12 protein-coding genes are annotated in these 13377 nt (G+C 66.7%); 4 read left to right on the top strand and 8 right to left on the bottom strand.

Features of this window, described 5'->3' with window-relative positions; translation table 11 throughout:
* Nucleotides 1-180 precede the first annotated feature (180 nt).
* A complete protein-coding gene (gene glnA, locus B841_RS09120) occupies nucleotides 181-1617 on the bottom strand; it encodes a type I glutamate--ammonia ligase (RefSeq protein ID WP_020935208.1) in 1437 nt (478 codons plus the stop codon).
* Nucleotides 1618-1740: 123 nt separating this feature from the next.
* Between glnA and B841_RS09115 the strand changes: the two genes are divergently transcribed.
* On the top strand, nucleotides 1741-2223 hold the full coding sequence (locus B841_RS09115; RefSeq protein WP_041631851.1) for an RDD family protein: 483 nt from the start codon (nucleotides 1741-1743) through the stop codon (nucleotides 2221-2223).
* 174 nt (nucleotides 2224-2397) lie between these two features.
* Here B841_RS09115 and B841_RS09110 read toward each other — a convergent pair whose 3' ends face one another.
* The 4 genes from B841_RS09110 to sucB form a co-directional block, all read right to left on the bottom strand.
* On the bottom strand, nucleotides 2398-3201 hold the full coding sequence (locus B841_RS09110) for a DUF4191 domain-containing protein (RefSeq protein ID WP_020935206.1): 804 nt from the start codon (nucleotides 3199-3201) through the stop codon (nucleotides 2398-2400).
* A gap of 54 nt (nucleotides 3202-3255) precedes the next feature.
* A complete protein-coding gene (gene lipA, locus B841_RS09105; RefSeq protein ID WP_020935205.1) occupies nucleotides 3256-4296 on the bottom strand; it encodes a lipoyl synthase in 1041 nt (346 codons plus the stop codon).
* 104 nt (nucleotides 4297-4400) lie between these two features.
* Nucleotides 4401-5162 (bottom strand): lipoyl(octanoyl) transferase LipB, encoded by a 762-nt coding sequence (gene lipB / locus B841_RS09100; RefSeq protein ID WP_041632254.1) that lies wholly within the window; start codon nucleotides 5160-5162, stop codon nucleotides 4401-4403.
* A gap of 249 nt (nucleotides 5163-5411) precedes the next feature.
* Nucleotides 5412-7547: a 2-oxoglutarate dehydrogenase, E2 component, dihydrolipoamide succinyltransferase gene (sucB, locus tag B841_RS09095; protein ID WP_020935203.1), complete on the bottom strand. Its 2136-nt coding sequence runs from the start codon at nucleotides 7545-7547 to the stop codon at nucleotides 5412-5414.
* Nucleotides 7548-7711: 164 nt separating this feature from the next.
* On the opposite strand from sucB, the gene B841_RS09090 reads away from it, so the two are divergent.
* Complete coding sequence (locus tag B841_RS09090) at nucleotides 7712-8107, top strand: hypothetical protein (protein ID WP_020935202.1); 396 nt, start codon at nucleotides 7712-7714, stop codon at nucleotides 8105-8107.
* 12 nt (nucleotides 8108-8119) lie between these two features.
* On the opposite strand, the gene B841_RS09085 is transcribed toward B841_RS09090, so the two are convergent.
* Complete coding sequence (locus B841_RS09085; RefSeq protein WP_020935201.1) at nucleotides 8120-9628, bottom strand: leucyl aminopeptidase; 1509 nt, start codon at nucleotides 9626-9628, stop codon at nucleotides 8120-8122.
* Nucleotides 9629-9717: 89 nt separating this feature from the next.
* On the opposite strand from B841_RS09085, the gene B841_RS09080 reads away from it, so the two are divergent.
* Entirely contained in the window at nucleotides 9718-10827 is a 1110-nt protein-coding gene (locus B841_RS09080; RefSeq protein WP_020935200.1) for a branched-chain amino acid aminotransferase, read from the top strand.
* A gap of 20 nt (nucleotides 10828-10847) precedes the next feature.
* On the opposite strand, the gene B841_RS09075 is transcribed toward B841_RS09080, so the two are convergent.
* The gene (locus B841_RS09075) at nucleotides 10848-11888 is read right to left on the bottom strand and encodes a nicotinate-nucleotide--dimethylbenzimidazole phosphoribosyltransferase (protein WP_020935199.1); all 1041 of its coding nucleotides are present in this window, start codon (nucleotides 11886-11888) and stop codon (nucleotides 10848-10850) included.
* Between the two features lie 95 nt (nucleotides 11889-11983).
* Nucleotides 11984-12706 carry a DUF3043 domain-containing protein gene (locus B841_RS09070; protein WP_020935198.1) on the bottom strand — a complete coding sequence of 241 codons (723 nt, stop codon included), beginning with the start codon at nucleotides 12704-12706 and terminating at the stop codon, nucleotides 11984-11986.
* A gap of 295 nt (nucleotides 12707-13001) precedes the next feature.
* On the opposite strand from B841_RS09070, the gene B841_RS09065 reads away from it, so the two are divergent.
* Nucleotides 13002-13346: a HesB/IscA family protein gene (locus tag B841_RS09065; RefSeq protein WP_020935197.1), complete on the top strand. Its 345-nt coding sequence runs from the start codon at nucleotides 13002-13004 to the stop codon at nucleotides 13344-13346.
* Nucleotides 13347-13377 lie beyond the last annotated feature (31 nt).

Below are 13377 nucleotides of genomic sequence, written 5' to 3'. Positions count from 1 at the left end.
GGGCAAGGTTCTCCGGCACATGCCGAGCAGAGGGCGTCTGGGCGGGCGCCTGCTCGGCGACGATGACGGTGCGGGGCAACCAGGCACCTGCGCACGTCGATAAGCTTTGAGCACGAAAAATCCCCGTGCTCACCGCGGAAAGCGGCGGGCACGGGGAGAGTCGCGGAAGAGCGAGAGAAACTAGCAGTCGTAGTACATCTCAAACTCCAGCGGCGTCGGACGCAGGCGGGCCGGCAGGACTTCCGTTTCCATCTTGAGGTCGATGTAGGTGTCGATGAGGTCCTTGGTGAACACGCCGCCCTCCAGCAGGAACTCGTGGTCCTTGCGCAGCGCCTCCAGCGCGCCTTCCAGAGAGGTCGGGCCCTGCGGGATCGCGGCGGCCTCCGCGGCGGGCAGCTCGTAGAGGTCCTTGTCCACCGGGTCGCCCGGATCGATGCGGTTCTTGATGCCGTCGATGCCGGCCATCAACATGGCGGCCAGGCCCAGGTAGGCGTTGCCCGACGGGTCCGGGGTGCGGAACTCCACGCGCTTGGCCTTCGGGTTGGAGCCGGTGATCGGGATACGGATCGCGGCGGAGCGGTTGCGCTGCGAGTACACGAGGTTGATCGGGGCCTCGAAGCCCTTGACCAGGCGGTGGTAGGAGTTCAGGGTGGGGTTGGTGAACGCCTGCACGGCGGAGGCGTGGTACAGCAGGCCGCCGATGTAGTAGCGGGCGATGTCCGACAGGCCGCCGTAACCGGACTCGTCGTAGAACAGCGGCTCGCCGTCCTTCCACAGCGACTGGTGCGCGTGCATGCCGGAACCGTTGTCCCCGGCCAGCGGCTTAGGCATGAAGGTGGCGGACTTGCCCCACTCCATGGCGGTGTTTTTGATGATGTACTTGAACACCTGCAGGTCGTCGGCGGCGTGCAGCAGGGTGTTGAAGCGGTAGTTGATCTCCTGCTGGCCGCCGGTGCCCACCTCGTGGTGGAAGCGCTCGATGTCGAAGCCGGCGCCCATGAGCTTGCGCACCATGGCGTCGCGGATCTCGACGGTCTGGTCGTGCGGGGCGGTGGGGAAGTAGCCGCCCTTCATGCGGTTCTTGTAGCCGAGGTTGTGGCCGCCGCCGAGGTCGGTGTGCTCGCCGCGGTTCCACCAGCCTTCGTCGGAGTCGACCTCGTAGAAGGCGGCGTTGGCCTCCGCGGAGTAGCGGACCTTGTCGAAGACGTAGAACTCCGCCTCCAGGCCGAAGGAGGCGGAGTCTGCGATGCCCGTGGAGGCGAGGTACTCCTCGGCCTTCTTGGCGATGTTGCGCGGGTCGCGGGAAAACGGCTCCAGGGTGAACGGGTCGTTGACGAAGAACTGGATGTTCAGCGTCCGCGAGGAGCGGAAGGGATCGATCTTCGCGGTGGCGGGATCGGGCAGGAGCACCATGTCGGACTCGTCGACGGTGGTGAAACCGCGGATGGAGGAACCGTCGAAGGCGAGGCCGTCTTCTGCCGCCTCGACGGTGAATTCGGAGGCCGGGATCGAAAAATGGTGCTCAGTGCCAGGGACGTCGGTAAAGCGGACGTCGACGAACTCGACGCCTTCGTCAGCGATGTAGTTGACGATATCCTGGGTGGATTCGAAGGCCACGGTGACTTCCTCCGCGTGTTAGGCAATAAGTGATGAGCCCCAGCGTAAACGATCCTGGCGTTCGGCAAAGAACCGCGTCTACCTATTTCTTCCTGCCTGTGGCTCCGGCTAGGCTTGCGTCACATGGCGCACAAGAACAAGCGGAGCTGGCTCGACGGGCCGGAAATTCCGGCGGAATTTGACGATGATCCCAGCAACCCGGGCAGGTGGCCTGGGGATAAGATGGGACTTCCTCAGTCCGGGGCGGGGGCGATGGCGTCCGTCGGTCGCCGTGCGATGGCGGTGTTGATCGACTGGGTCTTCTGCTGGTTCATCGCCTCGTTTGTGGTGAGATTCACTGATGCGCTCGGCAGCGTCTCCACGGTGACGCTGCTGCTGTGGATGCTGTTGGGCGTCGTCGGCGGCTGGCTGTTCGCCCGCACCCCGGGGATGATGTTCCTCCGCATGGGCGTCGCCCGCGTGGACGTGGGCGGGACCCGGGTGGGGCTCTGGCGCGCGGCGGTGCGCACCCTGCTCACCGCCTTCGTGCTGCCGGCGGCGCTGGTGGACCAGGACGGCCGGGGCATGCACGACCGCGCCACCGGCACCGCGGTCATCATGGCGTGACGACGCCCGCCGTCACGCCTTCATCCCGTCGACGCACTTCGGTGCGGCGGCGGGATTTTTCTGTGCCTGCGGCGCCCCAGGAGGCTGCGAAAGCATAATGTCCCGCACCGCCACGGAAGGCAACCGTGGCTGTGCGGGACGCATAACGGGGGAGAGGCGGCGTGCGGTGGGACGCTACTTCTTCTTCGAGCGTTCGCTTGCGCGGCGCATGCGGCGGTTCATGCCCGCCATGTTCTGCGCCTGCTTCGGGACCGGCCCCTTGGGTAGCCCGGCCTGCTGGCCGCCGCGGACGTGGTCGAGGGCCTCGACCTTCGCGGCGACGCCCATGACCTCGCCCTTCTTGTAGTTGCGCGGGAACTTCAGCATGTGGCGCTGCAGCTTCTTCAGCGGCACCTGCCCGGCCTCGGTGTCGTCGCCCACGATGACCTGGTAGATCGGCACCCCGGCGAGCAAGCGATCGGCGCGCTTGACCTGCTGGTTCATCAGCGGCTTCAGGCGGTTCGGGTTACCCTCGCCGACGAAGATGACGCCCGGGTTGCCCACCACGCGGTGCACGACGTCCATCTGGGTGGTCCCCGCGACGCCGTTCTCGACCACCCAGGCGATGCCCATGGTGTTGCGCATGTTCTCCAGCGCCCAGCCGGCGGCGCCCGGGGAGTTGTCGACCTGGTCGTACATGTTGTTCTCCAGGCGCTTGCTGAAGAACCACATCGCCACGGCGAAGCCGAGCACGATGCCCAGGACCAGCATCCACCAGTGGCCGCCCCACAGGGAGCCAATGGCGAACATCAGCAGCGCAATGCCGATCCAGATGATCAGCATGTAGGGGACAAGCTTCTTGTCCTTCTTGCGCAGCATGTTGAACGCCTGCCAGACCTGCTTCCAGGTCTGATTGCGCTTTTCACGCTTTGCGGAGCGCTCCTGCTTCTTGGCCGCCTTCTCGGCGGCCTTCGCCTTCTTCTTTGCCTCGTCTGCCATGGTCTCTACTCTAGGCGAGCCACCGACGCACGAGGCAATCAACCACCGAGTTTCCTACTGGTCGGCGATCGGGTGATCCGCGGAAGGCCCGTACTTGTCCAGCAGCGTGGACGCCTCCTGCGTGGTGGCGCCCTCAGAGGTCTCTGCCAGATGCTTGAGATTGTCCGGCAGTTCGCGGCCGCGCTTGCGCATCGCCTCGACGTAGAGTTTGCCGGCGCGGTAGGAGGACCGCACGAGCGGGCCGGCCATGACGGTGAAGCCCATCTCTTCGGCGGCGTCGCGGTGCTCGATGAACTCTTCCGGCTTCACCCAGCGCTCGATGGGGTGGTAGGTCGGGCCCGGGCGCAGGTACTGGGTGATGGTGATGATGTCGGTGCCGGCTTCACGCATCTCGGTCAGTGCCTCCTGAACCTCCTCGGGGGTCTCGCCCATGCCGAGGATGAGGTTCGACTTGGTGATCAGCCCGAACTTGTGGGCTTGGTTGATCACGTCGAGGGAACGGTCGAAGCGGAACGCCGGGCGAATGCGCTTGAAGATGCGCGGCACCGTCTCGACGTTGTGGGCGAAGACCTCCGGGCGGGCCTCGAAGACCTCGGCCAGCAGGTCCGGCTTGCCGGAGAAGTCCGGGGTGAGGTTCTCCACGCCGGTGTGCGGGTTGAGCTCGTGGATCTTGCGCACGACCTCGGCGTAGAGCCAGGCGCCCTCATCCTGGAGGTCGTCGCGGGTGACACCGGTGATGGTGGCGTAGTTCAGTTCCATTTCCTGGATCGACTCGGCCACGCGGCGCGGTTCGTCGAGATCCAGCGGGCTGGGCTTGCCGGTGGCGATGTCGCAGAAATCACAACGACGCGAGCACACGGAACCGCCGATGAGGAATGTGGCTTCACGGGATTCCCAACATTCGTGGATGTTGGGGCAGCCCGCCTCCTGGCACACGGTGTGCAGGGAAGCGCCCTTCACCTTCTCTTTCATGTCCTGGTATTCAGGACCGTTCTTCACCGCGTTGCGGATCCACCGCGGCTTGGACTCGATGGGGGTCTGGGAGTTGCGCTGCTCGATGCGCAACATCTTGCGTCCTTCTGGTGCGATAGTCACAATCTTCAAGTTATCCGTTAGTAATTCAAGAGTCGAGTATTTGGCTCAGTCTACGTAGTTTGGCGGAGCGCCCGCGCCCGGCTCGGGGGTGGGGCGGAGCGTGCTCAGGCCCTCGTGGGGTCGGGGGCGGTGGCGAAAGTGTGGTCCGCGACCACCAGCCGTCCTTCCAGGGCGTCGGTCAGCGCCGCCACGAGCGGCTCCTCGACGTCCGCCGGGGCCACCTTACGGCCCAGCTCCAACGACAGGGTGGAGTTGTCCGCGTCGTCGATGCCGCACGCCACGATGTGGTCGTAGTACTCCAGCGTGTTGGAGCAATTGATCGCCAGGCCGTGCATCGTCACCCCGCGGGTGATGCGGATGCCCAGGGCCGCGAGCTTCCGGTCGCGGCGCGGAGCGGCAGGATCCGCGGCGGGCGCGTCATGGGGCGCCCACACGCCGGAGCGGCCGTCGATGCGCCCGGCGGCCGTGACGCCCACGTCGCGGACCACCTGGATGATGGCTTCTTCGAGGCGGCGGACGTAGTCGACCACGTCCACCGGCTCGGCCAGCTTGATGATGGGATATGCCACCAGCTGCCCTTCGCCGTGCCAGGTGATGCGCCCGCCCCGGTCCACGTCCACGACCGGCAGGCCGTTAGTCGGACGGTCGGCGTCCTGGGTGCGCTTGCCGGCGGTGTAGACGTTGGGGTGCTCCAACAGCAGCAGCTGGTCATCGATCTCGTCGCGGGCGCGCTCGGCGGCGAGGCGGGCCTGCAGCGTCCAGGATTCTTCGTAGTCGAGCACCCCCAGGCGCTGGACTTCCAGCGGTCGGCGGGAGGCGCGGATGGACTGGTCTGCGGGGAAGAAGGGGGCACGGGGAGCAGTCATGATGGTCTTGAGAATACGCCACGGCACCTGGTGTGCGTTCCACCCCTGCACAAGTCCGCACGATTGTGCCGCTTGCCGTGTTTTACCCCGGCATACGCCCAGTGGTGGCGCAGACTTTTGCACCGTGGAAAGCGCACCGCGGTGCGCTTTCGGAACCCCACGCCGTCGAGGGCCGGGCCCCGCAGACGACGAACGGCCGCCCGCGTAAGTGCGGGCGGCCGTCGGTCAGTGAGGGCTGACTACCGTGGCTTAGAGGTCCAGGTCGGACTCGAAGTCGGCGGTCTCCAGACGATCCTTGATCGTGGTGATGAAGCGACCTGCGTCAGCGCCGTCGACCACCTGGTGGTCGTAGGTGAACGGCAGGTAGGACATCTGACGGATGGCGATCGAATCGACGCCCTCGTCGGTGACGACGACCGGACGCTTCTCGATGGCCGCGGTGCCCAGGATGCCGGCCTGCGGCGGGGTGAGCACCGGGGTGTCCAGCAGGGCGCCCTCGGAGCCGATGTTGGTCACCGTGAAGGTGCCGCCGGACAGGTCGTCCGGGCGCAGCTTCTTGTTGCGGGCGCGGTCGGCCAGGTCGACGATGTCCTGGGCGATCTCGACCAGCGACTTCTCCTGGGCCTTCTTGACGACCGGGACCAGCAGGCCCTGCGGGGTATCCACGGCGATGCCGATGTTGACGTCCGCGTGGTAGGTCATCTCCTTGGACTCCGCGTTGTAGGACGCGTTGACGTTCGGGTGGGAGACCAGGGCCTCGGCGGTGGCCTTGACGATGAAGCCCAGGAAGGTCACGTTGACGCCGTGCTTGTCGATGAACTCCTGCTTCTTCTCCTGGCGCAGGTCCCAAATGCGGGTCATGTCGATTTCCTGCACGTGGGTCAGCTGCGCGGTGGTCTGCAGGGACTCGACCATCTTCTCCGCCGTGATCTGGCGGATGCGGTTGACCTTCTGGGTCGTGCCGATCAGCTCAGCCTTCTCCGGGTCCACGGACTTGGTGGACCAGTTCGCGCGGGCTCCCTGGTCCGCGGATTCTGCGGCGGAGTCGTCCTGCGCCGGGGCGTCGCCCTCAGCGGCTGCGAGGACGTCCTGCTTGCGGATGCGTCCGCCGACGCCGGTGCCCTCGATGGCGTTCAGGTCGACGCCGTGCTTCTCCGCGAGCTTGCGCACCAGCGGGGTCACGTACGGGACCTTGCCGTCATTGTCGACCTTGGTGGAGGAGCCGGTGGACTCAGACTTCGGAGCCTCCTTCTTCGGCTCCTCCTCCTTCTTCTCCTTCTTCGGCTTGTCTTCGGACTTCTTCTCGTCCTTCTTCGGCTCGGCCTTGTCCTCGGCGAGTTCCTTGGCCTGCTCCTGCTGCTCCTCGACGGCGTTGTCCTCGGAGTCGGCCGGGGTGGCGCTTTCGTCGCCGATGCGGGCGATGACGGCTCCGACCTCGACTTCGTCGTCTTCCTCGACGAGGATTTCAACGATGGTGCCGGCGACCGGGGAGGGGATCTCGGTGTCGACCTTGTCGGTGGATACCTCGAGCAGCGGCTCGTCGACCTCGACGGTGTCGCCGACGGACTTCAGCCACTGGGTGACGGTGCCTTCGGTGACGGATTCGCCCAGCTCCGGCATTTCGACGTCGGTGGACTCGCCGGAACCGCCGCCGGAGGACTTCTTCTCGTCCTTCTTCGGTTCCTCGGCCTTCTCCTCAGCCGGCTCGTCCTTCTCCTCGGGTTCATCCTCCGGCTCGTCGGCCGGTTCCTCAGCGGCGGCGCTTTCGTCGCCGATGCGGGCGATGACGGCTCCGACCTCGACTTCGTCGTCTTCCTCGACGAGGATTTCAACGATGGTGCCGGCGACCGGGGAGGGGATCTCGGTGTCGACCTTGTCGGTGGATACCTCGAGCAACGGTTCGTCGACCTCGACGGTGTCGCCGACGGACTTCAGCCACTGGGTGACGGTGCCTTCGGTGACGGATTCGCCCAGCTCCGGCATTTCGACGTCGGTGGACTCGCCGGAACCGCCGCCGGAGGACTTCTTCTCGTCCTTCTTCGGCTCTTCCTTCGGCTCCTCGTCCTTCTCCTCGGCCGGCTCGTCCTGTTCCTCAGCGTCGTCGGATTCCTCGGCGTCGTCGGAAGAGTCGTCCTCGGCGGACTCGCCCTCGTCGCCGATGACGGCGATCACGGCTCCGACCTCGACTTCGTCGTCTTCTTCCGCCTTGATTTCCAACAGCACGCCGGCCACCGGGGAGGGGATCTCGGTGTCGACCTTGTCGGTGGATACCTCGAGCAACGGTTCGTCGACCTCGACGGTGTCGCCGACGGACTTCAGCCACTGGGTGACGGTGCCTTCGGTGACGGATTCGCCCAGCTCGGGCATCTCAACGGAGTACGCCATGTGTTCAGACTCCTCGCAAGTCATAAAGAGTTTGGATACTAATGCCACTCAGCGTACCGGTCATCACCGAAGATCTGCAGATGACTCCCCACCCGATCCAGGGAATGGGGTGAAGTGGCGGGGGAGAATACCGGGGGCAGTTTCTCTTCCGTAGAGTAGAAACCGTGTTTAATCTTTTCGGCCGTCGACGTTCCCGCACTTCGATCAAGCCGCCCCGCGGGCCGGGGGACACCATCCGGCCCGCAGACCAGCAGGCGTTGCAGGAGTGGGTGCGCGGCCGTGCTTTCGTGGAGGGCTTCGTGGAGCCGGAGACGATGGTCAACGAGATGAGCGTCGTTTTGGTCGACGACACGGGGGAGTTCATCCGTCGCCGCATCGGGGGACCGAAGGGGATCGACGCCGTGGCCAAAGTTCTGCAGATCCCGTTGTACGACGCGGAGGAGACGGGATACCCCGATCGGATGCGCAAACGCATCGAACGCCAGCGTATCTTGCGCAAACGCGCGGAACAGCGGGAACGCCGCGCCAAGTTCGAACGCGGCGAAAACCCCTATTCCTAGAGGGGCAGGGCCCTACTTCTTGTCCGCGAGCTCACGCAGCACGGCGACGACGGTGCGCACCGGGGAGCCGGTGGCGCGCTTCGGGGTGTAGCCCTTGGCGCCGCCGTCGTTCCAGGACGGGCCGGCGATGTCGATGTGCGCCCACTCGATGTCCTCGCCCACGAACTTCGACAGGTAGGTGCCGGCGAAGAGCATCCCGCCGTTGCGGGAGTTGTGGGTGTTGCGGATGTCCGCGACGGGGGACTTGATCTCTTCCTCGTGTTCCTCCAACAGCGGCATCGCCCAGGCGTTTTCGCCGACGGCGCGGCCGGTCTCGGCGACTCGGTCGCGGAACTCGTCGCTGCCCATGACGGCGGCGGTGCGTGCGCCCAGGGCGACGAGCTGCGCGCCGGTCAGAGTGGAGGTCTCGATGAGGTACTCCGGGTCATCCTCGCTGGCGCGCGCGATGGCGTCGGCCAACACCAGACGGCCCTCCGCGTCGGTGTTGAGGATCTCGGAGGTGAGGCCGCCGTAGTGGGTGATGACGTCACCCGGGCGGGTGGCGGTGCCGGACGGCATGTTCTCCGCCAACGGCAGGGTAGCGGTGACTTCGACGGGGAGGCTGAGGCGGGCGGCGGCGATGACCGCGCCGACCATGGCCGCGGAACCGCCCATGTCCGAGATCATGTTCTCCATCTTCGCCGGCGGCTTCAGGGAGATGCCGCCGGTGTCGAAGGTGACGCCCTTGCCCACCAGCGCCACCTTCGAGGCGGAGCGACGCGGGGACCAGGTCAGACGCACCAGGCGTGGCGGGCGGGAGGAGCCGCCGCCGACGGACACCAGTCCGCCGAAGCCCTGCTTCTCCAGCTCCTTCTCGTCGAGGACCTCCACCTTCAAGCCGTTCTTCGTGCCCTCCGCGGAGAGCAGCTCCGCGTAGGACTCCGGGTACAGGTGGGAGGAGGGGGTGTTGACCAGGTCGCGGGCGAGCACCACGGACTCCGCGGTGATCTGCGCGACGGTGAACTCTTCCTTGATCTCCTTGTCGCGGGCGTCGGCAAGCACGTGGACCGTCTGCCGGGTCGGGTCCTCGTCCTCCTCGGAGCGCAGCCCGGAGTAGGAGTAGCTGCCCAGGATCAGGCCCTCGACGGCGGCGCCCAGGGCCTGCTCGCCGAGGGTGGTCACGACGGTTTCTTCGCCGGACAGCGCCCGGATGGCGGTGGCGGCGGCGCGGCGCATGGTCTCGTCGTCGAAGTCCTCCGGATCGCCGAGCCCGACGGCGACGACCTGGTCGGCCTTCACCTTGTCCGGGGCGGGGATGCGGGTGACCTCGTTGGCCTTGCCGGTCGCGCCGACCGCGGTCAGCGCCTCATAGGCGGCGCGGGCGGAGGCGTCGTCGAAGGCCTCGTTGGCGGGCAGCTCGGCGGAGTCTTCACCGGAGAACAACCCGATCAGCAGAACGTCCGCCTGCTTCGGGGACTTCTTCGTCAGCACGACCTCGCTGACGGTGCCGCGGGCGGGAAGGTCGAAAGTAGTTTTAGCCATAGATTCCTCCTAGAACCGTGGTCTCATCGTGAATGGACTACACGACCAGCTTATCCACGCTTCCGGACCGCCGAGTAAGTTGAGAGGTTATGACGAACCTGAACTTCTCCGTTGAAAGAAATCCCCGGCCCGCGACAGACGAGCGACGCGATGCCGTGCTGGCCAATCCGGCGTTCGGCAAAAACTTCACCGACCACATGGTCACCATCGAGTGGACCGAGGACAAGGGCTGGCACGACGCGCGCGTCCGCCCCTACGAAGCCCTGCCCATGGACCCGGCCACCACCGTGTTCCATTACGGCCAGGCGATCTTCGAGGGAATCAAGGCCTACCGCCAGCCGGACGGCTCCATCGCGACCTTCCGCCCGGAGGCCAACGCCGAGCGCATGCAGCGCTCCGCCGAGCGCATGGCCATGCCCCAGCTGCCCGTCGAGGACTTCCTGGAGTCGCTGCGTCAGCTCGTCGACGTCGACAGCGCCTGGGTTCCCGAAGCCGGCGGCGAGGCCGCGCTGTACCTGCGCCCCTTCATGATCTCCACCGAGGTCTCCCTGGGCGTCAGCCCGGCGAACAAGTACACCTACCTGGTCATCGCCTCCCCCTCCGGCGCCTACTTCAAGGGCGGGGTCAAGCCCGTCTCCGTGTGGTTGTCCGAGGACTACGTCCGCGCCGCCCCGGGCGGCACCGGCGCCGCCAAGTTCGCCGGCAACTACGCCGCCTCCCTGCTGGCGCAGGCCCAGGCAGAGGAAAAGGGCTGCGACCAGGTCGTCTGGCTCGACGCCCTCGAGCACAAGTACATCGAGGAAATGGGCGGCATGAACCTCATGTTCGTCTACGGCTCCGGAGAAGACGCCAAGGTCGTCACCCCGGCGCTGTCCGGCTCCCTGCTGGCGGGCATCACCCGGGACTCGTTGCTGCAGGTCGCCCGCGACTTGGGCCACGAGACCGAGGAACGCCGCATCAGCACCGATGAATGGCGCGACGACGCCACCTCCGGCGCGATGACCGAGGCCATGGCCTGCGGCACGGCGGCCGTGATCACCCCGGTCGGGCGCGTGCTGTCCAACGACGGTGAGTTTCTCGTCGGCGGCAACGAGGCCGGCTCCGTGACCATGCGCATGCGGGAGCGCCTGACCTCCATCCAGCGCGGCGTGGCCGAGGACGTCCACGGCTGGCTGCACACCCTGGTCCCGGCCAAGTAGGTCGCCTTGGTCCCGGAGTCCTACTCCTGGATTTCGGCGACGGCGGCGTCGAACGCCTCCGCCTCATCGGCCGCCAGTTCGCTGGCCGCGATGATCAGCGGCAACGCCGCCAACGCCCCGGAACCCTGCCCGGTCGACATCTCCAGGGCGATGAGCGGGGTCAACTCCAGCCGCTGCAGGGCCAGCAGGTGGGCGGGCTCGGGGGAGAGCTGCCCGGCGACCAGCCAGTCCCGGACGTTCTTGCTCAGCCGGAAAGCGATGTACGCGGCGACGGTGACGGGCGCGCCGTCGAGCAGCACCGGGGTGCGTCGTGAGGCCGCCTGCCCGATGAAGCCGACCAGGGCCGCCAAATCCGGAGAGCCGATGCGGCGCAGCACCTCCACGGGCTGGGCGCGCAGATTGCGGGCGCGGAACATCGCGTCGCGGATGACGGAGACCTTGACTTTCCACATGTCGTCGTTGATCCCGGATCCGGGACCGACCACCGCCACCGGTTCAGTGCGGGAGTACGTGCCCATCAACGCCGCCGCGACAGTGGTGACGCCCACCCCCAGATCCCCGGGGATGAGGATGTCCGCGCCCGCGTCGACCTCCTGGTCCGCCACCCGCCTGCCCACCTCGAGGGCGCGCTCCAGCTCCGGTTCCGTCATGGCGTCCTCGACGTCGATGGCCCCGCTGGAGCGGCAGACGCGTTCCTCGCTCCAGGCGTCGTGGTCGAGGGAGACGTCGATGAGCCGCACCGAGGCGCCGGTGGCGCGGGCGAAGATGTGGGCGGGACCACCGCCGGCCTGCAGCTCCGTGGCCTGCTCCACCGACGCGCTGGGGGCGTAGGCGGACAGCCCGCGCGCGGACACGCCGTGGTCGCCGGCGAAGATCACCACGCGCGGCTGCTGCAACGGCGCCGGCGGCACGCGTCCCTGCCACCCGGCGAGGTCCCCGGCCACGCCGATCAGCCGCCCGTAGGACAGCCCGCGGGGGCTGGCGGCGAAGACCTCCAGCATCCGTTGCCGTGCGTCGGCGTCGGGCGAATCGACGGGGGCGAACTGGGCGGCGGCGTCCATGACACACTCCTGTTACCGGGGAAAAATGAAGAAAAGCTCCATCCAGCCTAGTCGGCTGCGACGGAGCTTCACGTATCTCTGTGGCTCGCTGCGACCTACACCTTGTCGCCGAGCTCCACCTGCGGCTTGGGGGTGCGCCAGCGGCGCAGCTGGGTGGAACGCGAGTAAGCGTACATGCCCAGGCCGAAGCCGGTGGCGGACGTCTCCGGGAACTTGGCGCGCACGGCGCGGTTCGCGCCGCGCCCGATCATGATGCCCTCGATGAAGAAGATGAGGATGACGGCCATGGCGGCGATGGACAGCACGTTGGCGACGAGCGGGGCCACCATGCCGATGAACATCACGACGAGCAGGGCCAGCGCGATGGGCATGACGTAGTTGTTGAAGGAACGACGGGAGTCGACCCAGTCACGGACGTAGCGGCGTTCCGGGCCGCGGTCGGTCTCCGGCAGGTAGCGCTCGTCACCCGCGTTCATGCGCTTCTGGTACTCGCGGTTGCGCTCCCGGTTCTCCTCGCGCTCCTTGCGCTTGTACTCCTTCCACTCCTCCTTGCTCAGGGTCTTTTTCAGCTCCTTGCGGCGCTGAGCGGCCTGGTGCGAGGAGGCGGCGTTGGGGTCGCGGATGACGCCGGCGGCGATTTCCTGCTCGCGGCGGGTGGGGGTGGGGCGCCCCTTTGGCGGGGTGTAGCCCTTCGGGTACTTGACCTCCTCGGGCGCCTCGACGGCGTCGGTCATCTCCGGCGTGGCGGCGGTGGAGCCGGCGCCGGTGGACGAAGACGCATCAGTGGAGCTGTCTGACTTTTGCCAAGGGAGTTTCACAGCCTCCACGTTACAAGTTGCCGGAGTGTTTTAGGGAATTCGGGAATAGAGTGCGCCGCAGGGCGGTTGTATGCGGATGAGGCCGGTGGCGTCCTGCCTCTCGGCCGCAGTGCCGGGCCCGGGCGCTGTGCCTGCCGCGTTGTCCCACAGGTCGTGCTTCCGGCACGTCCGGAGGGGTTTACGCACTCCGGGAAACTGGAGTATGGTTGGCCTCAGACAATGATTTACCCGATTAAAAGCGGGACAAATTAAGACCCACGACAAGTCCCCTTCAGGAAGGCTTAGGAGAAAAATCATGACCGCTCCCACCTCCAACACCGGCGTCAACCTCAGTGAGGCCGCGGCCGCGAAGGCCAAGGCGCTGCTGGACCAGGAAGGCCGCGACGACCTGGCGCTGCGCATCGCCGTGCAGCCGGGCGGCTGCGCCGGTCTGCGCTACCAGCTGTACTTCGACGACCGCACTTTGGACGGTGACAAAGTCGACGAGGTCGGCGGCGTCCGCATGGTCGTCGACAAGATGTCTGTTCCTTACCTGGCCGGCGCGGCCATCGACTTCTCGGACACGATCGAGGCGCAGGGATTCACCATCGACAACCCCAACGCAGGCGGCGCCTGCGCGTGCGGCGACTCCTTCAACTAAGCCGCAGCCTTCCCACCACGGGCCCCGACCC

Source organism: Corynebacterium maris DSM 45190, from assembly GCF_000442645.1.
Lineage (GTDB): Bacteria > Actinomycetota > Actinomycetes > Mycobacteriales > Mycobacteriaceae > Corynebacterium > Corynebacterium maris.
The sequence above is the reverse complement of the archived record's forward strand: the minus strand, read 5'-3'. Positions and strand labels throughout refer to the sequence as shown.

Excerpts from the sequence above, each read along its gene's own strand:
- B841_RS09075 (WP_020935199.1), bottom strand. The coding sequence starts at position 11,888 with ATGGACGCCGCCGCCCAGTTCGCCCCCGTCGATTCGCCCGACGCCGAC.
- B841_RS09080 (WP_020935200.1), top strand. The coding sequence starts at position 9,718 with ATGACGAACCTGAACTTCTCCGTTGAAAGAAATCCCCGGCCCGCGACA.
- sucB (WP_020935203.1), bottom strand. The coding sequence starts at position 7,547 with ATGGCGTACTCCGTTGAGATGCCCGAGCTGGGCGAATCCGTCACCGAA.
- B841_RS09065 (WP_020935197.1), top strand. The coding sequence starts at position 13,002 with ATGACCGCTCCCACCTCCAACACCGGCGTCAACCTCAGTGAGGCCGCG.
- B841_RS09085 (WP_020935201.1), bottom strand. The coding sequence starts at position 9,628 with ATGGCTAAAACTACTTTCGACCTTCCCGCCCGCGGCACCGTCAGCGAG.
- lipB (WP_041632254.1), bottom strand. The coding sequence starts at position 5,162 with ATGACTGCTCCCCGTGCCCCCTTCTTCCCCGCAGACCAGTCCATCCGC.
- B841_RS09110 (WP_020935206.1), bottom strand. The coding sequence starts at position 3,201 with ATGGCAGACGAGGCAAAGAAGAAGGCGAAGGCCGCCGAGAAGGCGGCC.
- B841_RS09115 (WP_041631851.1), top strand. The coding sequence starts at position 1,741 with ATGGCGCACAAGAACAAGCGGAGCTGGCTCGACGGGCCGGAAATTCCG.